The following is a 23,300-nucleotide window of genomic DNA, read 5'->3' as shown; positions in this document are numbered from 1 at the left end:
ATATGGATTTATCTTAATTCAAGATAATTATGTTTTATTTTTTAGCCGACTGTACAAGTTCCAATTGTTCCAAGCCAACCGATGTAGTAAACATACCATAATTTACGATTGCTTTTCCTTTTTCAATAGTATCTATGGAGCCAACGGCCTTTCCATCTTCCAAACGAACACGATCTCCAATTTTAAGTTTGGCTTTAGGTTTATTCGCTTCTTGTTTTTTAATATGATCCTCTTTCTTTTTCTCTTCTTTCTTCTTTTCCCGAATTGGTTCAATCTTTTTCTGAACTTCCTGATTAAGCTGTTTTTCCTTAGCTTTTTTCTTTCTCTGTTCTTTTACACCTTCTTTTTTACGCTTGGAGTTTTCAATTTCCACCATTTTCAGGAACTCCCCAATAAGCTCCTTTTTCTTTTTATTATTGAAGTATTTCTCACTAATATCGTTCACCTTTTGACCAAGGTATATGAGACGCTGATTAGAATCATATAATTCCTGATAACTCTCTAATTTCTGCTGAACTTTAGAGTTCACTTCTTCGAGTTTTTCTTTTTGCGCAGCTGCTTTTTCCTCCTTTTGTTTAAGCGAATCGGTAGTTTTTCTTAAAACAGACCTTTCTTTTTGAAGATTAGCAATACTGCGGTCAAAACGTATTTTTCCTTTCTCTACTTTCTTTTTGGAGCGATTAATAAGACTATATGGAATTCCATTTTTCTGAGCTACTTCAAAAGTAAAAGAACTACCTGCCTCTCCAACCTGAAGTTTATAAATTGGTTCCAGAGTTTTGCTATCAAACATCATATTCGCATTGCTCATCTCTGGAAGTTCATTAGCAAGTTTCTTCAGATTTGCATAATGCGTAGTCAAAATTCCATAAGAGCCCTTTTCATAAAATACCTCCAGGAAAGTTTCAGCCAGTGCACCACCGAGCTCCGGATCACTTCCCGTTCCAAATTCATCAATTAAGAACAGGGTTTTATCATCACATTTTCTTAGAAAATGATTCATATTCTTCAGCCTATAACTATATGTACTTAGGTGGTTTTCAATAGACTGATTATCTCCAATATCGGTTAATATTTTTTTGAATATGCACATTCGGCTATATTCATGAACTGGAACCAAAATTCCACTTTGAAGCATCACCTGTAGTAAACCAATTGTTTTAAGTGTAATACTTTTACCACCGGCATTAGGCCCAGAAATGACCATGATCCGGTTATTAGGCATCAACTCGATACTTTGCGGAAATGTCTTCTCTCCTTTTTTCTTATTGCTTAAATAAAGCAGGGGGTGATATGCTTCTTCTATATGAAGCTCTCTTTCTTTTGTGATTTTTGGAAGAACCCCATTTATTTTTTCAGCATATTTCGATTTTGCTGAAATCACGTCCATATCACTTAGCAGATCCTGGTATTCGGTTAAAATTTCACGATAAGGTCTTGTAAATTCTGTAAGAGATTTTAAAATTCGTTTTACTTCTTCTTTTTCTTCATATTCAAGATTATTTAGTTCTCTGGTAAATTGATAGGTGGCTTCAGGCTGAATATATACAATACTTCCAGTTTTGGAATTACCCATAATCCCACCTTTTACTTTCCTACGGTGCATAGCACTTACAGCGAGAACCCTAACATTTTCAACGACACTTTCCTTAATGTCATCCAGATAACCGTAAGATTGATAGGTGGAGAGCGCCGAATTAAAACTTGAATTTATTTTTCCTTTTACAGAATTGATAGATCTTCTTAAATTCTGAAGAAGGGGAGAAGCGTCATCTTTCATTTCCCCAAACCTGTCTATCACGCCATTAATAGTATTGGTAAGACTTAGATCAAATTCAATATGAGAAACAGTTTCAGAAAGGGCCGGAAATACTTCATGATATTTTTTGAAGTATTTTAGATGCGTATTTACTGTTTCAGTAATCGAGGCGATTTTCCGAAATCCTCCAATCTCGATCACAGATCCTTCTATTCCCAATAGTTTTATTTCAGATTGAATAGCATCGAACCCGTGATTAGGTATAGGCTGATCATTCGTTTTTGAATCAAAATATTCGTTGGTTTGATCAAGCCCGAAAACAGTTTTCCTGTAATTTGGATAAGGTTGAATATTAAGAGCCTTTTCTTTTCCCTGTCCGGTAACGCATAAATCGCTAATTTGATTACAAACTACCGGAAACTCAAGATCATCAAGACTCCTGGAACTAATTTTTATCATATCAATTTTTCCCTACTTTTGAGGCATTACAAAGTTACTTAATTCTCATGAACGTAAGAATAGATCAAAGCTGGAAAAACAAGCTGGATAACGAATTTGAAAAAGAATATTTCGAAAATCTTATAACCTATATAAAGGATGAATATTCAGAACATAAATGTTTTCCTCCTGGAAATGAAATTTTCGCTGCTTTTGATTATTCTTCTTTTGAAGATACGAAAGTGGTAATTTTAGGACAGGATCCCTATCACGGAATAGGGCAGGCAAATGGCTTATGTTTTTCTGTGAAAGATGGGGTAGCATTCCCTCCATCATTGATCAATATTTTTAAGGAAATAGAGAGCGATTTAAATAAACCTATTCCCTCTACCGGAAATCTTGAACGATGGGCAAATCAGGGGGTATTATTGCTAAATGCCACCCTTAGCGTTAGAGCTCACCAGGCAGGTTCTCATCAAAATAAGGGCTGGGAAACCTTTACAGATCAGGTAATTCGTATAGTTTCTGAAACTAAAGAAAATGTGGTTTTTCTACTTTGGGGTGGTTATGCGAAGAAAAAAACTAAATTAATTGATAACTCTAAACATCTAATTTTAACCAGTGGGCATCCTTCCCCTTTAAGTGCCAATCGTGGTTATTGGTTTGGAAATAAACATTTTAGTAAGACCAACGAATATCTAAAGAGTCAAGGTGAGCAACCCATAGAATGGTAAAAGATTAGAAATTATGGATAACCTTCGAGACTTTAATTTTTGAGTCGATAAGATTTAAAGTCTTTAATTTATCCATTACTTTTTCCACATTTTTATCTGAGATCTGTTCCTGACTCCAGCTCGTAAGATCCAGCCACTTCCTGATATCTTCCAGTTTCTGATCGTACCTTTCAGAAAGCTCTACTTCAATATTCTTCTGAAGTTTGAAATTTTCAGTTTCTGAATTCAATACTCCGAGCATCTTCTGTAGTGCCTCTGGTTCTGTTTCAATACTTTCCTCGCTCGCGGCAATAACAAAACAAGGCCATGGAGTAGGGCAGTCTGCGATTAGCCTGAAGGTTTTATTGTCTACTAAAGGTTTGGTGGTAAAATGCTCCCACATGAAATACTGGGCATCATCTTTTTTAAGTGCATCAATGGCACCATCCAGATTATTGATGATTTCAAACTGGAGCTCATCCGTATTCCAATCCATGTGTTCAGCATTTACATACGCCATTAAATGAGACCCGCTCCCCATTCGACTTATTGCCGCTTTCGTATTTTTAAGATCCTGAATGTCTCTATATGGAGAACCAGCATTTACGTGAATTCCCCAAATCAAAGGACTGGCAATATAGGTCTGGATGATCTTACTTTTGTTCCCATTAATGATATCCCGAATTACACCTTCAGTAAGTATTACGGCTACATCAATTTCTCCTGAACGTAGCGCTTTACACATAGCACCTGTTCCCTCAGGAAATTCTTTCCAAACAACATTGATGTCTTCTTTTTTGAATTTATCGTTTTCTATACAACGATGCCATGGAAGATTGAAATGTTCAGGAACGCCTCCTACTTTTATCGTTTTCATGTTGCGTGTTTTTTCTTTAAGTATTCATAAATGCTATATTGAGAACGAATTTCTTTTTCTCCCTCTTCTCTTTGCACATATTTATTGGTTTCCTCAGGATCTTGAATTCTTGCTTTTACGTTATCATTTAATTGAATATCAAGAATATCTTTAAATTCCTGTTTAATATCATCGTCCAGAACCGGCGAAATAACTTCAATCCTACGATCAAGGTTTCTATTCATCCAGTCAGCGCTTCCGTAGAACATTAAATCATCCCCACCATTTTCAAAAAGATAAATTCTACCATGCTCCAAAAAGCGATCTACTACACTTGTTATATAAATATTTTCACTCAGGTCTTTTACTCCGGGGATAAGGCAGGTAAAGCCACGTATAAGCATTCTAATTTCCACACCTGCGTTACTTGCTTTATAAAGTAGTTCAATTATATCTTCATCTTCAAGGCTGTTCATTTTAGCTGTGATCTTAGCTTTTTTGCCTTCCCGTGCATTCTCAATTTCATTGTAGATGAGTTTAGTAAACTCCTGTCTTGTAGAAAATGGAGAAATTAACAGATTCTTTTCTCTTGGTATAATTAACTCACCTTCCAGAACTTTAAATAATCTGTAAAGTTCTTTAGTTATATTTTTATTTGCAGTAAATATGGCATGATCACAATAGATCGCTGATGTTTCCGCATTAAAATTCCCCGTTCCTATATAAGCATATTTCACATTTTCATCACCTTCCTGGCGGGAAATAAGCATGATCTTGGAATGTACCTTTACTTTAGGAAAGCTATAAATAACATTCGCTCCTTTTTCTTCAAATTTTCGTCCCCAACTAATATTATTTTCTTCATCGAATCTTGCTTTGGCCTCAACAAAAACGGTAACCCTTTTTCCATTTTTAAGAGCTTTCATCAGGGAATTTGTCAGTTCAGACTCATCTGCCACCCGGTATAAGGAAATACTTATTTCAGTCACATCTTTATCTTCCGCAGCCATATCTACAAACTTTTCCACATAAGAAAAGGACATATAAGGGAAATGTAAGGACTGGTCTTTTTCTGCAATAGCCTTGAAATAGTCTTTACTCTTGTCTAATGTTTTATGGGGAAGCGCCGGTAATTCTTTAAAATGTAATTTCTTATTATTAGTGGGATCTGGAAAGGAAAAGAAATCTTTGAAATTATGATATTGGCCGCCCGGCATCATATCTATTTTTCCCAGTTTCAAAAGTTTGCGTATTTTCTTCTGAACTTCCTTAGGCATTTTTGCATCATAAAGAAGTCTTGTAGGCTGGCCTTCTGTACGTTGTTTTAAAGAGATATAGATTTTCTCTGCCAGTACACCTTCATAAATGTCATCTATATAAAGTTCAGCATCACGAGAGAGTTTAATTTCATAAATACCGGTTATATCGTCTTCAGGAAAAATTTTAAATGCTTCATGCCGAACAATCTCATCCAGGTAGGTAATATTATGTTCATCCTGTACATCGTCCATCATCACAAACCTTCCGCAGTCCTCTACAGGGATATTTATTACCGCCAGTTTATTTTCATTTTTAAATGTAATAAGGAAATATAGCACCGAATTCTCCAGGAATAATTCATTTTCATTTTCCAGGTCCAGGACAATAGGTTTTATATGCTTTTCAACTTTATTATTAAAAAATGAATCAACAAATTTCTTATGAGTATCACTGTAATGTTCAGCATCTCTTATATGTATTCCATTTTCGGCTAGTTCAGGAATTATATGGTTATGATAAATATCTCCAAAATCATTCTGTTGCTTCTTTACCTCCTGAATAATTTGTTTGGTAATTTTTGAAGGACGCAGAGCCAATTTTTTACGAATACTTTTCTTTACCCGCTTCATTTGGCGCAATTGAGATACTCTTACTCTAAAGTATTCATCCAGATTAGAAGAGAATATTGCGAGAAATTTCATCCTTTCGTACAAAGGATTAATTTTATCTGCGGCTTCCTGAAGAACCCTCTCATTAAAACTCAACCAATTTAGATCTCTATGTCTAAAACGGTCTTCATTAAGTTGCTGCATGGGTTATCTATTGTTTGGTTAAAAATACAAAGTACACCATGCTTTGCTTTTAATATATTGTTAAATAAGACAGTTATTGGGAGATCTTATTAAGTGTATAAATGATAAGCTCATCCATCATTTCAGAAGCATTTTCAAGAAATTCTCCTGTAGCACGATTAGCAAGTACAAGGTTCATTGAAGCAGCATTATGACCTAATAATCGGGATATCCCATAGATACCTGAAGTTTCCATTTCTAAATTGGTGACTGAATGGCCATTGTACTCGAAAGCTGCAATTCTATCGTTCATTTTAGGGTCCGGAACCTCGGCTCGAAGAATTCTTCCCTGTGGTCCATAAAACCCGACATTTGTAGCTGTAAATCCTTTAATAGTAGCATCAGAACTCAATCTTTGTATTAGATCTTTTCCACCCTCAACAACATATGGGAGCGCTTTTTTAACAGACCAATTGGTTTGTTCTACAAAGGCATTAGCGATATCTTTTTTAAGAAATGAATCGTCTTTATAGTAATGCATAAGGCCATCAAAACCGAGGGCTAATTCACTTATAATATAGCTGCCTACAGGGATTTCTTTTCGAATTGAACCGGTGGTTCCAATTCTTATAATATCAAGACTGGTTAATTTATCTTTGATCTTTTTGGCCTTAAGATCGATATTTACAAGTGCATCAAGCTCGGTAAGGGCGATATCTATGTTATCGGTGCCCATACCGGTAGACATTACTGTGATCCTTTTTCCTTTATAAATACCAGTATGTGTGCAAAATTCCCTTTTCTGCTTCTTTACTTCAATCGAATCAAAATGAACACTTATTTTTTGCACCCTTGCAGGATCTCCAACAGTAATAACGGTGTTAGCTATTTCTTCTGGTAATAAACCAAGGTGATAAATAGAACCGTCCTTATTCAGGATCAATTCTGAAGCTTCTAAACTCATTCTATAATTTTAATAATCGGTGGGATTCAGACTCATAGAGGAAAGCATACATTTTGGTGCCGCCAAAATATTCCTCATTATTTAGTTCTCTGTAAAAATTCTTTTTTTCTTCAAGTACATGTTGTCCTTTTTCGTTAAGAACGATCTTGCCTTCTTTATTATGGTAGAAAATAGAAAGTTTCTTTAGCAGTCTTTGCATTTGCGTATCACTATAACCATAATATCCCTGGTACTGAAGGGCATAACCTAGAAGATGATTTTCATTCTTGATCTCCTGATTTTCAATCAACCGAAGCACATTTCTTTCTAAAGAATTGATGCCGGTAATACTATTCGGAAATCGTTCAATATGGGCTCTAATGCAACTGGATAAATACTCAAAATTGGTGTTGATCTTTATCTGGGGTTTCAATTTTAATGGATTGTCCCCGCAATATAATTCCCATATAAGAGCTGCAGCTTCTATATCTTCATGATTTAGCTGAATACTGTTCTTATAATGGTTCTCTAATTCTTTTAGACTAAGTTGAGATAGGGCCTGGAGTTCCTTTTCACCCTTAAGTTTTTTACTGCAAACAAGAGAAATAGGGATCTCCCCATGCTTATCTACAAGAATACTTATCGCTGCTAACATATTGATATGACAGAAAAGATCGAATTCAAACCAGAGTACTACATTGTCATAATTATTTAAGGATTTTAATCGCTTGATTTCAGAAACAAATCGCTCCTCATAATTTTCAGCTGAAATATTATAGGTTTTAAGAAGAAATTTTTTTCTCAACTTGAAAAAATCAGAATTGATCTCTTTTTGAGTCGGCCCTTCACAAAGCAGTTCTCTCCAGACAACGATTTCTCCAGGCAGATTCAATTCCTGCATCTGCTCAGCCAGACTGTCGCCGTTTACAATGTGTAGGGTTTTATTTTCCATTTTATAGTATAAAAAAGCGTATTAGATCAACCTCCAACACGTTTTACATTATATCCTTCTTTTTTAAGTATTTTCATTACTTTTTCTCTGTGGTCCCCCTGAATAATTATCTCTCCATCTTTGGTAGAACCGCCAACGCCACATTTTTTCTTCAACATTTTACCCAGGGCGATGAGATCTTCATCAGATCCTTCATAACCTTTTATTATAGTTACTGTTTTACCTCCTCGCCCTTTATTGCTAAAATGCGCTTCAAGTTGCTGATCTTTTGGAGTGAGGTCATTCTGAGATTCTCCATCGGTATATTCAGATTCGTCAAAATCATCATTTGTGGAAAAAACGAAACCTCCCAGATCCTCAAGGCCTAATTTCTTTTTTGCCATAACTATTATTTTTTAAGACCTATCTCAACAAGTCTTTGATGAAGAAATTCACCTGCAGTAATATCTTCAAATTGTTTTGGATGATCTTCATCAATACATTCTTCTAAACAATCCAGTTTCATTTCACTTCTTGGATGCATAAAGAAAGGTATAGAATATCTAGGTTTTCCCCATTGATCTTTAGGAGGGTTCGTTACCCGGTGAATTGTAGACCTCAGTTTATTGTTGGTATGCCTCTCCAGCATATCCCCCACATTAATTACCAATTCGTCCTCCTGCGGAATCGCATCGATCCATTCTCCATCTTTTCTTAGAACCTGAAGTCCGCCGGTAGAAGCACCCATTAACAAAGTAATTAGGTTAATGTCTCCATGAGCACCAGCTCTTACAGCTCCTTTTGGCTCTTCCTGTATTGGCGGATAGTGAATTGGTCTTAAAATACTATTCCCATTACTTGCCCAGTGATCAAAATAATGCTCTTCTAGCCCGATGTATAAAGCAAGTGCTCTTAGTACATAGATCCCTGTTTTTTCAAGCATTCTGTAGGCCTCCATTCCAGTATGATTGAAGTCCTTTAATTCTTCAACCCGTACATTTTCAGGATATTCTTCAGTAAGGTTTGCATCTTTAGAGGGTTCCTGACCAAAATGCCAGAATTCTTTAAGATCGCCTTCCTTTTTTCCTTTAGCGTGTTCTTTTCCAAAAGAAATATATCCTCTTTGGCCGGCAAGGCCCTCAATTTCATATTTCTGTTTAGTTTCAACTGGAAGATCAAAAAAGGATTTAACCTCTTTATATAGTTCTTCTACCAGCTGATCACTTAAAAAATGGTTCTTTAACGCCACGAAGCCAATCTCTTCATATGCTTTACCAATTTCATTTACAAATTTTTCTTTGCGCTTCGGATCATCCGATAAGAAGTCGGCTAGATTTACACTAGGTATATTATTCATTGCCATTTTGAGCGATTTTTTATTATAAGGTAACAAACAAAGTTAAATAAAATAAGGGGATATGCCGTTTGTTTATATTTTTCTTAGCAAATAGAAATTTAGTTACATTTGAGGTATAAAACTATTTCATGTATATCCGTTTTTCATCTTAATCGTTCTTTCGTTACCCTGAATTTATTTAATGTTCTCAATATTGCATTGATTTATATTAAGCTGAGATTCTGAAACAACCCCGATAGTTATCGGGACAGAATGACATCATTTTTCAGTTTAGAATGCTTTACGGACAAACAAAACTATTTTATGCTTTCTAATAATACCAAATCAAGGACAATGGAATATAAGGAAACTCAATTGTCTAATGATGCGATGCTCGATCTCTACAGGTCCATGCTGAAACCCAGAATGATAGAGGAAAAGATGCTGATCTTGTTACGACAGGGGAAGATTTCAAAATGGTTTAGCGGAATAGGGCAGGAAGCAATCTCAGTAGGTGTTACAAAATCTCTTGAAACAGAAGAATATATCCTGCCTATGCACCGAAATCTGGGTGTTTTTACAAGCAGGGAGATTCCTTTAAACCGCTTATTTGCACAATGGCAGGGAAAAGCTTCTGGTTTTACGAAAGGGCGCGATCGCAGTTTTCATTTCGGAACCCAGGAATATAATATTGTGGGGATGATCTCACATCTAGGTCCTCAGCTTGGAGTAGCCGATGGGATCGCCCTAGCGCACAAATTAAAGAATGAAAAGAAATTAACTGCTGTTTTTTCGGGAGAAGGAGGGACTAGTGAAGGTGATTTTCATGAAGCATTGAATATCGCTTCGGTTTGGGATTTGCCGGTCTTATTTTGTATTGAAAATAATGGTTATGGGTTATCTACACCTACCGTAGAGCAGTATCGTTGTAAAGATCTTGCAGATAGAGGCGCTGGTTACGGGATGGAATCGCATATCATCGATGGAAATAATATACTTGAAGTCTATACAAAAATCTCTGAAATAGCTGAAAGTATTAGAAAAGAACCTCGGCCTGTTCTGGTGGAGTTTAAAACCTTCAGAATGCGGGGGCATGAAGAAGCAAGTGGGACGAAATATGTGCCGCAGGAATTAATGGATGAATGGCAACAAAAAGATCCTGTTTTAAATTTTGAAGAATATTTAATTGCAAAAAATATTCTAACAAACGATCTAAAAGAGAAATTTAGAACAGAAATATTAGCTGAAATTGACAAGAATCTACAGTTAGCATTTTCTGAAGATATAATAGTTTCAGATGCAACAAAAGAATTAGATGATGTTTATGAAAATTTTGAATATCAGGAAATTAAACCTAAAGAAAATACTGAATATATTCGATTTATTGATGCTATTTCACAAGCATTAAAAGAATCTGTGAAGAAGCATGAGAATCTTGTTTTAATGGGACAGGATATTGCAGATTATGGAGGTGTGTTTAAAATCACAGAAGGTTTCGTGGAAGAATTTGGCAAAGATCGTATTCGCAATACACCTATTTGTGAGTCTGCAATTGTTGGAGCAGCTATGGGACTTTCAATCAATGGTATGAAAGCTATGGTAGAAATGCAATTCAGTGATTTTGTGAGTTCCGGTTTTAACCCTATTGTGAATTACCTGGCTAAGGTGAAATACAGATGGGATCAAAACGCCGATGTTGTTCTTAGAATGCCTTGTGGTGGTGGAGTGGGAGCTGGACCTTTCCATAGCCAGACCAATGAAGCCTGGTTTACAAAGGTGCCCGGTTTAAAAGTTATTTACCCGGCATTCCCTTATGATGCCAAGGGTTTATTGAATACAGCTTTTAATGATCCTAATCCGGTATTGTTTTTTGAACATAAAGGGCTTTATAGAAGTATAAGACAGGAAGTGCCAGTAGATTATTATACATTACCTTTTGGAAAAGCTTCCTTATTAAGGGAAGGTGAGGAAATAAGTATCATTAGTTATGGCGCCGGGGTACATTGGGCGATAGACGTGCTTGAAGAAATGAGCTATATTAAGGCCGATCTTATTGATCTTAGAAGTCTTCAGCCATTAGATATGGAAAGTATTTGTAAATCGGTCACTAAAACCGGTAAGTGCATTATTCTTACGGAAGATTCACAATTTGGAAGTTTTGCTTCGGAAGTAGCTGCACAAATTTCTGAAAGTTGTTTCGAAAGCCTGGATGCACCGGTTATAAGGGTTGGTAGCATGGATACCCCAATTCCTTTTGCTAAAAATCTTGAAAAACAATACTTGCCTCAGGAAAGATTCAAAGAAAAATTAAAAAATTTAATAGAATATTAATAAGCTTCCCCAGTAAGCGCAAACTAATTAAGAATCCTTAACAAATCCACTGTTAAATTATTAATAATCTTTTGTTGAGGGACTATCACTACTGTAATTTAGACTAGACTAATCAATTAAATCTATAAATTATGGTACGTTTAATCGTTATTTTTCTGATCATCGCGATCATTGCCGCAATCTTTGGATTCGGTGGTGTTGCAGAAGGAGCTGCAGACATTGCAAAGATAATATTTTACATTTTCCTTGTATTGTTAGTGATTTCTGTTTTAAGCAGACTTTTCAGAAAATAATATAAAAATCAGTTTACATCATCCAATGTGTTCTTGTATTTAAAGTACACATTGGATTTTTAGTTTAAATCAAATCTAAAATGAAAAAGTATCTAATTTTATTTACCATGGCGGCATTAATTGCCTCATGCGGTGGAACCAGTAAAGTGGCTAAAGAAGCCCGCAAGACCTTTGATGGAAACTGGACTTTAACCAATATTACCTATCCAAATAATCCCGGAGATTTTAATGTAACTCTATTTAATGAGGCTTCGGCTTCTTGTTTTGAGAATAGTACCTGGGATTTTGTTTCCAACAACAACCGTGGTACTTATACTATTAGCGGTGTGGGTTGTGATGGTGATACCAATTATTATATTTGGTCTATAGACGAAGAAAATACTCCTGCAGGAGTCTATGATTTTCTTCTTAAACCGACGAACGATAAATATAAATCTACTACCGGTGATCAGGGATTCAGACTGAATCTTAAAAGTGTAACTGATACCAATATGGTTTGGGAGCAGACAGTAAGTTTAGATGGTTCTCCTTTTACCATACGAATGAATTTTTCAAAATAATAAATAAAGCAAATAGCTATGAAGACAGTTTTTAATAAAATGTTTGCAGTATTAGTAGTATCAAGCCTTTTATTCGGGTGTGAAGCAACTAGAAATGCGAATAACAAACAGAAAGGTGCTGTAATTGGTGCCACAGGTGGTGCCGTTATTGGTGGTGTAATAGGTAATAACACTGGTGATGGTAATACTGCACTTGGATCTATTATTGGTGGAGTTGTTGGTGGAGCTGCCGGAGCGATCATTGGTAATAAAATGGATAAGCAGGCTAAGCAGATAGAGGAAGAAATTCCTGGAGCTGAAGTAGAACGTGTAGGAGAGGGTATTAATGTGACTTTTGATGAATCTAGTGGAGTTTACTTTGATACTGAAAAATATAATATTAATGCTAAGTCTCAAACTACACTTAATAAACTTGCTGATATTTTCAAAGAATATCCTCAATCTAATGTTCTTGTAGAAGGACATACCGATGATACAGGTAGTGATAGCTACAACTTAACGCTGTCAAAGAATAGAGCTCAGGCTGTAACCGGATATCTTGTAGATAACGGAATTGACAGAGGTAGATTTACTACAAAATGGTATGGGGAATCTCAGCCGAAATATGATAATACCACTGCCGATGGTCGTTCTAAGAATCGTAGAGTAGAGCTTGCAATTGTTGCGAATGAAGAACTTAAGGAACAGGCTAAAAAAGAGGCTGAAATAAAAAATGATAATAACTAATATATTTATCATATAAGTTTTAAAAATCCCGGGAAGTATTCCGGGATTTTTTTATTCTTTTAAGTAACTTCAAAAAGTGAAGAACACTCAGGTTATAATAATTGGTGGAGGCCTGGCTGGTTTAACAGCAGCGATACATTTATGCCAGAAAGAGATTGATGTTATTCTTATAGAAAAGGAGCAGTATCCTCATCATAAGGTATGTGGCGAATATTTATCAAGAGAGGTGATACCCTATTTAAATTCACTAAACCTAAATATAGAAGCATTAAAAGCTCCGATTATAAACCGTGTTGAATATTCTTCAGTTTCGGGAAAATTAATTAGTTGTGACCTCAATATGGGAGGGATCGGAATAAGCCGTTATTCGCTGGATCATCTCTTATATAAAAAAGCTGAAAATTCAGGATGTACTATAATAAACTCACTGGCTGTAGAAATTGAATATACTAATGAGCAGTTTATAGTGACTACTTCTCAGGGAGAGATAATTACTTCAGAATTCGTTCTGGGAGCTTATGGTAAAAGATCAAATCTTGATAAGAAATTAAGCAGAAAATTCATTCAAGAACAATCGGGTTGGCTGGCTGTTAAAGCACATTATAAAACGAATTCAGAATTTTATTCGGAAAATCTTGTTTCCCTTCATAATTTCAGTGGAGGATATTGCGGACTTTCAAAAACGGAATTAAATACCATAAATGTTTGTTATCTGGCAAGCTATGCCAGTTTCAAAAATTATAAAAACACCGAAGATTATAAAGAAAAGGTGTTGATGAAAAACCCTCATCTAAGAAAATTTTTCAATAATGCTGAAATGGTATTCGATAAGGAACTATCTATAGCGCAGGTGTGCTTTGATAAAAAATCTATGATTGAAAACCATATTCTGATGATAGGTGATTCGGCAGGTTTAATTCACCCGTTATGTGGAAATGGAATGGCTATGGCTATACATAGTGCCAAAATTGCTTCAGAAGGAATTCTTAGGTTCTATAATCTTAAAAACATTACCAGAAATGATGTTGAAAATAACTATGTTCAGGAATGGAATCAGAAATTTAGTTCGAGATTAAAAGCCGGCAGAGTACTGCAGAAAGTATTTCTGAATAAAACCTTAACTAATATCTCTCAAGGGTTTCTGAATAGAGTACCTCAATTATTACCTCATATCATTAAAAGAACTCACGGACAACCAATTCATGTTTAAAATAGATACTTCCAGGCGTACCGATAAGAGCGAGATCATGGATGATTTTGATCTACAGGGTAATGAATTGCGAAGAACTTTAAAAGATCTGGAGAATATCAATGCCTGGCTAGGTGGAAATAAAATTACTATTAATGGGATTGAGAAGCTTTTAGAAAATCAATCAAATTCGAGAAGAATTAGAATAGCTGATATAGGCTGCGGAAATGGAGCCATGCTTAGAAAAATTGCGAAATGGGGGAAAAGAAAGGATTATAATCTGGAACTAATAGGGATCGATGCCAATGCCCATGCTGTCGAAATAGCTCGGGAACTCTCAGGGGATTTTGATAATATCAGTTTTGAAGAGTTGAATATTTTTAGCGATTCTTTTAAGAACATGAATTTTGATATCATTCTTTGTACGCTAACCTTACATCATTTCAAGGACAAACAAATAGTAGACCTGTTAAAGCAATTATACAACCAGTCAAAATTGGGTGTGGTAATAAATGATCTGCATAGAAATAGTTCTGCATATATTTTGTTTCAGGCGTTTTGTGTGGTTTTTGTAAATAATGAGATCGCCAGGAAAGACGGCTTGACTTCAATACTTCGAGGTTTTAAGAAAAGGGATATTCAGAATTTTGCTAAAAAAGTGGCCGCAAAGAATCATGAAATATCCTGGAAATGGGCATTTAGATATCAGTGGATCATTAAAAAAGAATAATTGACTTTATGAGTGTAAGAATTATTAGTGCTGAAAAAGAATTACCAGAATATTCTAGAGATACTAAAGATGTATTACCATTGGTAGAGGAGTGGCTGGGAGATCAGGATGAAAGATTTAGGAGAAAAATTCTAAAGATTTTTGAAGGAGCAGGGGTAGATAAACGTTATTCTATTATGTCTCCCGAGGATGTTTTCACCGCAACTTCCTTTGAAGATAAGAACAATATTTATGTTCGGGAAGTTAAAAAACTAGGGAAAGAGGTATTGAATAAGGCATTAACTAATTCTGGCTGGGAACCTGAATCTTTAGACTATATAATTACCGTAAGCTGTACAGGGATTATGATCCCATCTTTGGACGCATACCTTATCAATGATCTTAATTTAAGAAGAGATATTATAAGGTTGCCGGTTACCGAAATGGGCTGTGCCGCGGGAATTTCAGGAATGATCTATGCTAATAATTTTTTAAAATCTAATCCTGGAAAACGGGCTGCAGTAGTAGCAGTAGAAAGCCCTACAGCAACTTTTCAGCTGAATGACTTCAGCATGGCAAATATGGTTAGTGCGGCTATTTTTGGTGATGGTGCTGCCTGTGTTTTGCTTTCTTCAGAAGAAGATGCTAAAGGTCCTGCAATTATTGGAGAAGAAATGTATCATTTTTATGATGCAACCCAAATGATGGGATTTGATCTTACCAATCAGGGATTACAAATGATATTAGATCCTGCGGTGCCTGAAACAATTTCAAATCACTTTCCAGATATTATACATCCATTTCTTAAAAAGCATGGTTCTTCCATAGAAAGGGTTGATCATTTAATATTTCATCCCGGAGGCAGAAAAATTGTACAGACGGTTTCTGATCTTTTTGGTAACTTAGGAAAGAATATAGATGATACCCGGGAAGTATTACGCCTTTATGGCAATATGAGCAGTGCAACAGTTCTCTATGTTCTTGAGCGTTTTCTGAAGAAGGAAATTCAGGAAGGAGAACAAGGAATTATGCTAAGTTTTGGACCGGGCTTTTCAGCACAAAGAATTTTAATAGAATGGTAGCAGAATTTAAAGATAAGGAGTACTGGGCGCTTATTCTTGGCGGAAGTAGCGGTCTCGGTTATGCCAGCGCAAAGAAACTGGCTAAACACGGCATGAATATTATCATTATTCATCGCGATAGAAGAAGTGAGATTCCTGATATTGAAGAAGCCTTCGACGAAATTAGAAATTCAGACGTAAAATTTGAAAGTTTTAATGCCGATGCAGTCAAGAAAGAAAGTCGGGAAGAACTTATTTTAAAAATTAAAGATATCCTGGGTGAAAATGGTAGAATCCGAACCCTTCTTCACAGCATAGCCAAAGGAAATCTAAAGCCAATGACCGGTGATGATAATCTACTGGAGAATATAGATTTTCAGTTAACTATAGATGCTATGGCCCTTAGTCTTTATGATTGGGCGCAGGCAATTTTCAGAAATCATCTTTTCGCTAAAGATGCACGGGTAATTTCCTTTACAAGTGATGGGAATAAGAAAGCATGGAAGAATTATGCAGCTGTTTCTGCAGCAAAAGTCACCCTTGAAGCTTTAACCAGGAGTATGGCCCTGGAATTTGCCAGACACGGTATTAGGGCAAACTGCATTCAGGCAGGGATTACCGTTACCCGGTCTTTCCAGATGATTCCCGGGAATGAAACCTTACGGGTACATGCGTTAAAACACAATCCTTTTAGACGATTAACCGTGCCAGATGATGTGGCAAATGCGGTGTACCTATTGAGTAAGGATGAAGCAAGTTGGATCACGGGAACTATTATTCCTGTGAATGGCGGGGAACATTTAATGTAAATTACAAAGCCATTGGACAGTAGATCAATCCTTGCACAATTACCTTATTCAACCCCTTTTTTATTTGTAGACAAGATCTTAGAGGTAAGCGAAAATTCTATAACTGGAGAATATACATTTTCCCCGGATCTTGATTTTTATAAAGGTCATTTTAAAGATAATCCTATCACGCCCGGGGTTATTTTAACCGAATGTATGGCTCAAATAGGAGTTGTATGTTTAGGGATTTATTTATTAAATGCTGAAGGAACTAAGAAAGAAACACCTGGAGTGGCCTTATCATCTTCAGAAATAGAATATCTGAAACCGGTTTATCCGGGAGAAAAAGTCACAGTAATTTCAGAAAAGCAATACTTTAGATTTAATAAACTGAAGTGTAAAATAAAAATGGCTGATTCTGAAGGTAATCTGGTTTGCAAAGGAGTAATTGCCGGAATGATCATAAAAGGTTAACAGGATGATATGAATAGACGAGTGGTCATTACCGGAATGGGTGTTGCTGCGCCAAATGGGGTGGGTCTTGATAATTTTGAAAATGCCATAAAACAGAATAAAAGCGGCATTCGTTTTTTTCCGGAATTAGAAAAATTAAAATTCAGTTGCCAGATAGGAGGGAAGCCGGAAATAACTGAAACTTTACTGCAACAATATTTTACACCTCTTCAGCTTCGCGGACTAAATAGTAGCGGAATTGTTTATGGAGTCATTTCAGGCACAGATGCCTGGAAAGACGCAGGGCTTACTATTACCAACGATAACTCACCGGACTGGGGTTCAGGAATTATTTTCGGAACAGGAATTCTTGGAGTTGATAAATTCAGGGAGGCCATTCATTTAATTGATGAGGGCAATACCAGAAGATTAGGCAGTACCAGTGTGGTGCAAACTATGGCAAGTGGCATTAGTGCTTATCTCGGAGGGATTTTAGGTTGTGGCAATCAAGTCACGACAAATTCATCTGCATGTACTACTGGAACCGAAGCACTGCTTATGGGATATGACAGAATAAAATCTGGCAAGACGAAACGTATGCTTGTTGGGAGTTGCGGAGATCATGGCCCTTATATCTGGGGTGGTTTTGATGCGATGCGTATTCTGCCAAATAAGTATAATAATGATCCTGAAAAAGCTTCCAGGCCTATGAGTGAATCTGCTGCAGGATTTGTTCCCGGGAGTGGTGCAGGAGCTTTGGTTTTGGAAGATTTGGATTCGGCCATCGAGCGAGGAGCAAGAATTTACGCCGAAGTTTTAGGCGGAGAGATCAATAGTGGTGGCCAGCGAGGTGAAGGTAGTATGACGGCTGCCAATAATGAAGCCGTAGAACGCTGTATAAAAATGGCTTTAAAAAACTCCAATATTCGGCCTGATGAAATAGATGCTGTAAATGGTCATTTAACAGCTACATCCAGAGATTCGGTGGAAATTTTAAATTGGACAAAAGCCTTGAAAAGAAATGGAGCTGATTTCCCGTATATTAACTCTTTAAAGGGAATGACCGGCCATTGTTTAAGTGCTTCCGGTTCTATGGAATGTGTTTCATCAGTTCTTCAGATCTATGGAGATTATATATTCGGAAATATGAATTGTGAAGATATTCATCCTGAAATTTCGGCATTAATTGATCCCGATAAAATTCCGAGGAAGAAAATTGATAAAAAAATTAATATTCTGGCTAAAGCCAGTTTCGGTTTCGGGGACGTAAATGCAGTAGTATTATTTAAAAAATATTAAAAAAAAATGCTTGAAAAAGAAATACTTACAAGACTTAAAAAGATCGTTGAGCCTTATGTTCAAAGAATGGAAGGTTTGAATAACTTTCAGGAAGAAACAGACTTTCTGAACGATCTTCAGATAAATTCTGCAAATCTCGTGGATGTGGTACTTGATGTGGAAGATGAATTTAATATAGAAATAGATAATGATTCTATGGAAGGAATGTTAACGGTAGGAGATGCCAAATCTATCATTCAAAAAAAGCTCGCAACTAATTGATAGGGAATGATATTATAGACCTTAGCATTTCATTGCCTACTAATAAGTCGGAAGATTTTAGATTTTTAAAAAAGGTTTTTTCCGAAGAAGAGATCGTCCTAATTAAAGAATCTGAAAATCCTGAAATATTGCTCTGGCAATTATGGTCTATGAAAGAAGCTGCCTATAAAGCACACCAGAGAGCTTTTAAGTTACCAAGAAAGCTAAATCCTATAGCATATAGATGCTCTTTAAATTCAGATAATAAATCAGGAATTGTAAAAGTTGATCATTCGAGGTACTCTACCACTACGGAGATTAATGCAAATTATATTCATAGTAGCATTGATGCTAAAGAAGAGGTATTTCAAAAAATCTATTTTAATATATCCCATTCAAAGAAGGATCTTCGTAGGAATATTTCGGCAGGGTTATCTGTGGATGAATCGTTTATAAAAGTTTATAAAAATGCAGAAGGTCTTCCATGCATACATCTAAAAAAAGAGGATAAAATACTGCCAATCTCATTAAGTCATCATGGTAATTTTACGGCTTTCATTATTCCGTTAATTAACTCCTAAAAGCAGTTAAACATTTAAAAACTGGGTTGATGCCTCCAGCCTTGTTTTGTATCTTCAACTATCAATTAAAATCAAATATTTATGAAGACAGTAGATAAAATGGAGGTGCTTCACAGCCAATCAGCAGAATTTATTGAACAAGGTGGAACAGGGAAATTTTTAAAATTGATCCCTGATACTTTTATAATAAAGGGTGAAAAAGAAAATGGAGTTTTTAATCAGGGCTATGCAATTAGACATTTGAATCGTAGAGACATGCTACTAATAGATGTGGTTGAAAAATCTTCAAAACCTGCTATAAAAAAACTAGTAGAAGAAGGATATAATATTAAAGGTATTTTAATAACCTGTGATGGAATTTTAAAATCTGCGTATGCCGATTTGAAAACCATTTCAGAAGATGCCGGTGGAGCTCCGGTCTATGCCCATCCAAGGAATAATTTCAAAGATGATTTTAAAACAAAAGATCTAACTGCAAAAGATAAAGTACTTGACAGTTTTGACATAAATATTTTTGACCTACCTGGCAACGAAGGCGCTTCTGTAGTGATCTATACTGAAATTAATGACGGAATGTTATTCCCCGGAGAAGATGCGGTGGGATCTGATTATGATTCTGAACTGAATACTTTCATTAGACCCGAAATGAAGAATGAAAATAACGATTATGGGCTTGCTGAAAGTTGGGCGGCATTTGATACGCCATTTACTTTTCTATTTCCAAGAAAAGGAAAGCCGGCTTTTAATCTTGAGGAGGGAGATCAAATTGATCTACTAAATAAACTTGGTAAAAGTTAAATAGTAAAATAATTTTTTTAAAAAAGGGCTATTTTGAAAGATTCTTTTTGACCACGATTGTCTTGAATTCAGCAAATCCGTCAGCTAGATTTTCTTTCTAAATGCCCTTTTCTTATTTTAATAAAACTACTTTTTTTCTTCTTTTTCTTTTTGTTCCTGTTCTTCAGCCTCTTCTGCTTCTTCAGTAGAAATAAGAGGATGCTCCTTTATATTCAGGCCAACGATCAAAATAACATTGGTTATAGTACCATAGAGCATCATTACTACCGCAATAAAACCTCCGCCCAGTAAAGACGCCATTCCAAGACTTACATAGTAAATGGTTTGATACCATGCACTTCCCACTTCTTCAGACTCGCTAATTGGCAAATTGAGCATGAGAAAAGTAATAACCGCTGCAACAATTAGAATAGTGTCAGATTTTGCGATCATCAAAACATCTTTATAATGCCTGTCGGTTAGTCTGGATTCCGAAGAGCGACTAAGGCCTAGAAGCGTTAGCATAAGGGCAAGAATGGTGGTAGATCCCAGAATCACAGTATTACAAAGCATGTTAATCCCAGACATGGAATTTTTCAATAATTCCATCGCCTTGTAACCGGAGATTTGTCCTAAAATAAATGCGCCTGTTCCCATGACTATAGTGGAAACCACACCTCCAACAATTGCTCGTTTTATTATTTGATTCATCTATCTCAATAGTATTTCTCAGTTAAATATAGGGTATTCTCAAATACTAATTATTTCCAGCTCCTTAGTAGCGATTTAAATTTTAAAACTAAGGTTCTGTTAAATGGAACAATTCTTACATCAAAAGTTCCTAATTTAAAGTTTAAAATTCCAACTATGTCAAAACTTAATGTCACGCAAAAGCTTATTAAAGAACATCTTTTAGAAGGTGAAATGGAACCGGGAAAAGAAATTGGTATTAAAATAGACCAGGCCTTATTGCAAGATGCTACCGGAACTTTAGTACAGCTGGAACTGGAAGCCATGGGCTTAAAAAAAGCTCAAACAGAGGTTGCCGTTCAATATGTTGACCATAATCTTCTTCAAACAGATTTCAAAAATGCTGATGATCACTTATTTCTACTTTCCGCAGCTCAACGTTTTGGGCTATGGTATAGCAGGCCCGGAAATGGTGTAAGCCACCCCGTACATATGCAACGATTTGGAAAACCTGGTAAAACCATGATTGGTTCTGATAGTCATACGCCTGCAGCTGGTTCTCTAGGGATGCTTGCTATTGGTACAGGAGGTTTGGATGTTGCAGCAGCTATAGCCGGACAACCCTATTTTGTAAAAATGCCAAAAGTAATGGGAGTGAAGCTTACCGGGAAATTACCAGATTGGGTAAGCGCGAAAGACGTTATCCTGGAAATGCTTAGAAGATATGATGTAAAAGGAGGAGTAGGGAAGGTAATAGAATATTATGGAGACGGGTTAAAGCACTTAAGCGCCATGGATCGTCACGTAATCGCAAATATGGGAGCAGAATTGGGAGCTACAACTACAGTTTTCCCGAGTGATGAAGAAACCAAACGTTTTTTAAAATCTCAGGATAGAGAAGCAGACTGGTCTGAATTAAAAGCAGATGAAGGTTGCGAGTATGATTTTCATGAGGAAATAATTCTTGATGAGTTGGTTCCTCTAATAGCAAAACCTACAAGCCCTGGAAATGTGGTGCCTGTAAGTGAAGTAGCCGGTAAACCTATTAGTCAGGTTGTGGTGGGATCTTCTGCCAATCCGGGATTGAGGGATTTCTGGATCGCAGGGGCTATTGTAAAAGGGAAATCTGTCAATAATGATGTTTCTTTTGATATCAATCCTACTTCAAGACAAATGATTCAGAATATGATTGAAAATAAGGCTTTTGCGAACCTAATCACCGCTGGAGCGAGATTTCATCAATCAGGTTGCATGGGATGCATTGGGATGGGGCAGGCACCGGCTTCAAACACGATCAGTTTAAGGACGATGCCAAGAAATTTCCCCGATAGATCTGGAACAGCAGATGATCAGGTTTACTTATGTAGTCCGGAAACTGCAGCAGCTTCTGCCTTAACCGGTAAAATTACTGATCCCAGAGACATGGAAAAGCTTTATGATATGAGCTATCCAAAGTTTGAAAAACCTGAATTAGAAATTATTAATACTGAAATGTTGGTTGCTCCCTTAGAGGATGGTACCGATGTAGAATTAAAGAAAGGACCAAACATTCAATCATTACCTCATATAGATCCAATTCTGGATGATTATAAAGTTCCGGTTCTATTGAAAATGGGAGATAATATTTCTACTGATGGAATTTTGAAAGCAGGGGCAGAGGTGTTGCCATTCAGAAGTAATCTACCGGAAATTAGTAAATATTCTTACATCGTAATTGATGATACTTTTTATGATAGGGCAATGAAGGCCAAAGAAGAATTTGGTGGACATATTGTAGTAGCTAAAGATAATTATGCCCAGGGATCCAGTAGAGAACATGCGGCATTAGCTCCAAAATATTTAGGACAGGTTGCCGTTATCGCAAATTCATACGCACGTATTGCCTGGCAAAATTTAGTGAATTTTGGTATTCTACCTCTTGAATTCTTAGATATTGCAGACTACGATAAAATAGAGCAGGGTGATACTGTAAAATTTAAGAATCTGAAAAAGAATGTTGAAAGTAGAAATAATATTCAGGTAATTGTCGAGAAGAAATCTGGTGGCACAGAAGAATTCGAGACTAAACATACCATGAGTGACCGCCAGATAAATATTTTAATAAAGGGTGGTATTATCAATGATTTTAAAGAAAAATTGGATGAAAAAGGCTTAAAAGCCTAGGAATTATTTCCAAACTGAATAAAAATAAAAAGCCCTTTCGGTAGAAAGGGCTTTGCTATATCTATAAATAATAAGCTTAATGCGTACTCATTTTAGCTTTACGCTTTTCACATTGTCTATCCAGATCCCTAGTAGTTTCAGCAATTGAAGCTTCAAAAGAATTCTCATCCGATTGAGCGAATATCTCAGGTCCCGGAGCACTTAATCTTACTTCAGTAATATATCCGTTTGGTTTTTTATTTTCGTCTCTTTTAAAAAAAATATTGGCTCTTACGATCCAATCATATTTAGTCTCAAGTTTATTTAATTTTTTCTGGGTAAAAGCTTCCAGATTTTCACTTTTATCAATATTCACAAATTCAAATATAGTCTCCATATTATCGATTTTTTATTTAGTTAAATAAACTTATTTC

The 23,300-nt window shown here is 36.0% G+C and carries 24 protein-coding genes; 15 read left to right on the top strand and 9 right to left on the bottom strand.

Features of this window, described 5'->3' with window-relative positions; all coding sequences use genetic code 11:
• Positions 1-34: 34 nt before the first annotated feature.
• Positions 35-2,218, bottom strand: coding sequence for an endonuclease MutS2 (locus GFO_RS07625; protein WP_011709505.1), 2,184 nt, complete (start codon positions 2,216-2,218; stop codon positions 35-37).
• A gap of 47 nt (positions 2,219-2,265) precedes the next feature.
• Between GFO_RS07625 and GFO_RS07620 the strand changes: the two genes are divergently transcribed.
• Positions 2,266-2,931: a uracil-DNA glycosylase gene (locus tag GFO_RS07620; RefSeq protein WP_011709504.1), complete on the top strand. Its 666-nt coding sequence runs from the start codon at positions 2,266-2,268 to the stop codon at positions 2,929-2,931.
• A gap of 4 nt (positions 2,932-2,935) precedes the next feature.
• Here GFO_RS07620 and GFO_RS07615 read toward each other — a convergent pair whose 3' ends face one another.
• The 6 genes from GFO_RS07615 to GFO_RS07590 form a co-directional block, all read right to left on the bottom strand.
• Entirely contained in the window at positions 2,936-3,787 is an 852-nt protein-coding gene (locus GFO_RS07615; protein ID WP_011709503.1) for a substrate-binding domain-containing protein, read from the bottom strand.
• Positions 3,784-5,838, bottom strand: a complete 2,055-nt coding sequence (gene ppk1, locus GFO_RS07610; protein ID WP_011709502.1) for a polyphosphate kinase 1 — start codon at positions 5,836-5,838, stop codon at positions 3,784-3,786. Before ppk1 ends, GFO_RS07615 begins: the two co-directional genes overlap by 4 nt.
• 73 nt (positions 5,839-5,911) lie before the next feature.
• Positions 5,912-6,781 carry a nucleoside phosphorylase gene (locus tag GFO_RS07605; protein ID WP_011709501.1) on the bottom strand — a complete coding sequence of 290 codons (870 nt, stop codon included), beginning with the start codon at positions 6,779-6,781 and terminating at the stop codon, positions 5,912-5,914.
• 1 nt (position 6,782) lies between these two features.
• Complete coding sequence (locus GFO_RS07600) at positions 6,783-7,712, bottom strand: DUF1835 domain-containing protein (RefSeq protein ID WP_011709500.1); 930 nt, start codon at positions 7,710-7,712, stop codon at positions 6,783-6,785.
• A 26-nt stretch (positions 7,713-7,738) separates the two neighbouring features.
• Positions 7,739-8,095 (bottom strand): translation initiation factor, encoded by a 357-nt coding sequence (locus tag GFO_RS07595; RefSeq protein WP_011709499.1) that lies wholly within the window; start codon positions 8,093-8,095, stop codon positions 7,739-7,741.
• 5 nt (positions 8,096-8,100) lie between these two features.
• The gene (locus GFO_RS07590; protein ID WP_041250297.1) at positions 8,101-9,048 is read right to left on the bottom strand and encodes an isopenicillin N synthase family dioxygenase; all 948 of its coding nucleotides are present in this window, start codon (positions 9,046-9,048) and stop codon (positions 8,101-8,103) included.
• Positions 9,049-9,381: 333 nt separating this feature from the next.
• On the opposite strand from GFO_RS07590, the gene GFO_RS07585 reads away from it, so the two are divergent.
• The 13 genes from GFO_RS07585 to GFO_RS07525 all read left to right on the top strand — a co-directional run bounded on the left by GFO_RS07585 (position 9,382) and on the right by GFO_RS07525 (position 20,055).
• Positions 9,382-11,358: an alpha-ketoacid dehydrogenase subunit alpha/beta gene (locus tag GFO_RS07585; RefSeq protein ID WP_229664786.1), complete on the top strand. Its 1,977-nt coding sequence runs from the start codon at positions 9,382-9,384 to the stop codon at positions 11,356-11,358.
• Positions 11,359-11,489: 131 nt separating this feature from the next.
• Positions 11,490-11,651, top strand: a complete 162-nt coding sequence (locus GFO_RS17460; protein ID WP_011709496.1) for a DUF1328 family protein — start codon at positions 11,490-11,492, stop codon at positions 11,649-11,651.
• A gap of 80 nt (positions 11,652-11,731) precedes the next feature.
• Positions 11,732-12,211, top strand: coding sequence for a lipocalin family protein (locus tag GFO_RS07575; protein WP_011709495.1), 480 nt, complete (start codon positions 11,732-11,734; stop codon positions 12,209-12,211).
• Between the two features lie 18 nt (positions 12,212-12,229).
• Positions 12,230-12,937, top strand: a complete 708-nt coding sequence (locus GFO_RS07570) for a YiaD family glycine zipper/OmpA-like lipoprotein (RefSeq protein WP_011709494.1) — start codon at positions 12,230-12,232, stop codon at positions 12,935-12,937.
• Between the two features lie 76 nt (positions 12,938-13,013).
• Complete coding sequence (locus GFO_RS07565) at positions 13,014-14,147, top strand: NAD(P)/FAD-dependent oxidoreductase (RefSeq protein ID WP_011709493.1); 1,134 nt, start codon at positions 13,014-13,016, stop codon at positions 14,145-14,147.
• Entirely contained in the window at positions 14,140-14,856 is a 717-nt protein-coding gene (locus tag GFO_RS07560; RefSeq protein WP_011709492.1) for a methyltransferase domain-containing protein, read from the top strand. Before GFO_RS07565 ends, GFO_RS07560 begins: the two co-directional genes overlap by 8 nt.
• Positions 14,857-14,864: 8 nt before the next feature.
• Entirely contained in the window at positions 14,865-15,917 is a 1,053-nt protein-coding gene (locus GFO_RS07555; protein ID WP_011709491.1) for a type III polyketide synthase, read from the top strand.
• The gene (locus GFO_RS07550) at positions 15,911-16,705 is read left to right on the top strand and encodes an enoyl-ACP reductase FabI (protein ID WP_011709490.1); all 795 of its coding nucleotides are present in this window, start codon (positions 15,911-15,913) and stop codon (positions 16,703-16,705) included. Before GFO_RS07555 ends, GFO_RS07550 begins: the two co-directional genes overlap by 7 nt.
• A gap of 12 nt (positions 16,706-16,717) precedes the next feature.
• Positions 16,718-17,158, top strand: a complete 441-nt coding sequence (locus GFO_RS07545) for a 3-hydroxyacyl-ACP dehydratase FabZ family protein (protein WP_011709489.1) — start codon at positions 16,718-16,720, stop codon at positions 17,156-17,158.
• A 9-nt stretch (positions 17,159-17,167) separates the two neighbouring features.
• Positions 17,168-18,436: a beta-ketoacyl-[acyl-carrier-protein] synthase family protein gene (locus tag GFO_RS07540; protein ID WP_011709488.1), complete on the top strand. Its 1,269-nt coding sequence runs from the start codon at positions 17,168-17,170 to the stop codon at positions 18,434-18,436.
• 6 nt (positions 18,437-18,442) lie between these two features.
• Positions 18,443-18,697: an acyl carrier protein gene (locus GFO_RS07535; RefSeq protein ID WP_011709487.1), complete on the top strand. Its 255-nt coding sequence runs from the start codon at positions 18,443-18,445 to the stop codon at positions 18,695-18,697.
• On the top strand, positions 18,694-19,257 hold the full coding sequence (locus tag GFO_RS07530; RefSeq protein ID WP_011709486.1) for a 4'-phosphopantetheinyl transferase superfamily protein: 564 nt from the start codon (positions 18,694-18,696) through the stop codon (positions 19,255-19,257). The genes GFO_RS07535 and GFO_RS07530 overlap by 4 nt, the downstream gene beginning before the upstream one ends.
• A gap of 81 nt (positions 19,258-19,338) precedes the next feature.
• Positions 19,339-20,055 carry a hypothetical protein gene (locus GFO_RS07525; RefSeq protein WP_011709485.1) on the top strand — a complete coding sequence of 239 codons (717 nt, stop codon included), beginning with the start codon at positions 19,339-19,341 and terminating at the stop codon, positions 20,053-20,055.
• Positions 20,056-20,181: 126 nt separating this feature from the next.
• Here GFO_RS07525 and GFO_RS07520 read toward each other — a convergent pair whose 3' ends face one another.
• The gene (locus GFO_RS07520) at positions 20,182-20,745 is read right to left on the bottom strand and encodes a hypothetical protein (protein ID WP_011709484.1); all 564 of its coding nucleotides are present in this window, start codon (positions 20,743-20,745) and stop codon (positions 20,182-20,184) included.
• A 156-nt stretch (positions 20,746-20,901) separates the two neighbouring features.
• On the opposite strand from GFO_RS07520, the gene GFO_RS07515 reads away from it, so the two are divergent.
• Positions 20,902-22,887: an aconitate hydratase gene (locus GFO_RS07515; protein WP_011709483.1), complete on the top strand. Its 1,986-nt coding sequence runs from the start codon at positions 20,902-20,904 to the stop codon at positions 22,885-22,887.
• A gap of 76 nt (positions 22,888-22,963) precedes the next feature.
• Here GFO_RS07515 and GFO_RS07510 read toward each other — a convergent pair whose 3' ends face one another.
• The gene (locus tag GFO_RS07510) at positions 22,964-23,263 is read right to left on the bottom strand and encodes an HPF/RaiA family ribosome-associated protein (RefSeq protein WP_011709482.1); all 300 of its coding nucleotides are present in this window, start codon (positions 23,261-23,263) and stop codon (positions 22,964-22,966) included.
• Between the last annotated feature and the right edge of the window lie 37 nt (positions 23,264-23,300).

Origin of the sequence: Christiangramia forsetii KT0803 (genome assembly GCF_000060345.1) — a bacterium.
Lineage (GTDB): Bacteria > Bacteroidota > Bacteroidia > Flavobacteriales > Flavobacteriaceae > Christiangramia > Christiangramia forsetii.
This window is presented reverse-complemented; position numbering and strand designations above follow the sequence as displayed.

Coding starts and splice junctions, on each gene's coding strand:
- GFO_RS07525 (WP_011709485.1), top strand. CDS start 19,339: ATGAAGACAGTAGATAAAATGGAGGTGCTTCACAGCCAATCAGCAGAA.
- GFO_RS07615 (WP_011709503.1), bottom strand. CDS start 3,787: ATGAAAACGATAAAAGTAGGAGGCGTTCCTGAACATTTCAATCTTCCA.
- GFO_RS07585 (WP_229664786.1), top strand. CDS start 9,382: ATGGAATATAAGGAAACTCAATTGTCTAATGATGCGATGCTCGATCTC.
- GFO_RS07535 (WP_011709487.1), top strand. CDS start 18,443: ATGCTTGAAAAAGAAATACTTACAAGACTTAAAAAGATCGTTGAGCCT.
- GFO_RS07590 (WP_041250297.1), bottom strand. CDS start 9,048: ATGAATAATATACCTAGTGTAAATCTAGCCGACTTCTTATCGGATGAT.
- GFO_RS07600 (WP_011709500.1), bottom strand. CDS start 7,712: ATGGAAAATAAAACCCTACACATTGTAAACGGCGACAGTCTGGCTGAG.
- GFO_RS07555 (WP_011709491.1), top strand. CDS start 14,865: ATGAGTGTAAGAATTATTAGTGCTGAAAAAGAATTACCAGAATATTCT.
- GFO_RS07570 (WP_011709494.1), top strand. CDS start 12,230: ATGAAGACAGTTTTTAATAAAATGTTTGCAGTATTAGTAGTATCAAGC.
- ppk1 (WP_011709502.1), bottom strand. CDS start 5,838: ATGCAGCAACTTAATGAAGACCGTTTTAGACATAGAGATCTAAATTGG.
- GFO_RS07515 (WP_011709483.1), top strand. CDS start 20,902: ATGTCAAAACTTAATGTCACGCAAAAGCTTATTAAAGAACATCTTTTA.
- GFO_RS07560 (WP_011709492.1), top strand. CDS start 14,140: ATGTTTAAAATAGATACTTCCAGGCGTACCGATAAGAGCGAGATCATG.
- GFO_RS07575 (WP_011709495.1), top strand. CDS start 11,732: ATGAAAAAGTATCTAATTTTATTTACCATGGCGGCATTAATTGCCTCA.
- GFO_RS07625 (WP_011709505.1), bottom strand. CDS start 2,218: ATGATAAAAATTAGTTCCAGGAGTCTTGATGATCTTGAGTTTCCGGTA.
- GFO_RS07620 (WP_011709504.1), top strand. CDS start 2,266: ATGAACGTAAGAATAGATCAAAGCTGGAAAAACAAGCTGGATAACGAA.
- GFO_RS17460 (WP_011709496.1), top strand. CDS start 11,490: ATGGTACGTTTAATCGTTATTTTTCTGATCATCGCGATCATTGCCGCA.
- GFO_RS07520 (WP_011709484.1), bottom strand. CDS start 20,745: ATGAATCAAATAATAAAACGAGCAATTGTTGGAGGTGTGGTTTCCACT.
- GFO_RS07540 (WP_011709488.1), top strand. CDS start 17,168: ATGAATAGACGAGTGGTCATTACCGGAATGGGTGTTGCTGCGCCAAAT.
- GFO_RS07550 (WP_011709490.1), top strand. CDS start 15,911: ATGGTAGCAGAATTTAAAGATAAGGAGTACTGGGCGCTTATTCTTGGC.
- GFO_RS07595 (WP_011709499.1), bottom strand. CDS start 8,095: ATGGCAAAAAAGAAATTAGGCCTTGAGGATCTGGGAGGTTTCGTTTTT.
- GFO_RS07605 (WP_011709501.1), bottom strand. CDS start 6,781: ATGAGTTTAGAAGCTTCAGAATTGATCCTGAATAAGGACGGTTCTATT.
- GFO_RS07510 (WP_011709482.1), bottom strand. CDS start 23,263: ATGGAGACTATATTTGAATTTGTGAATATTGATAAAAGTGAAAATCTG.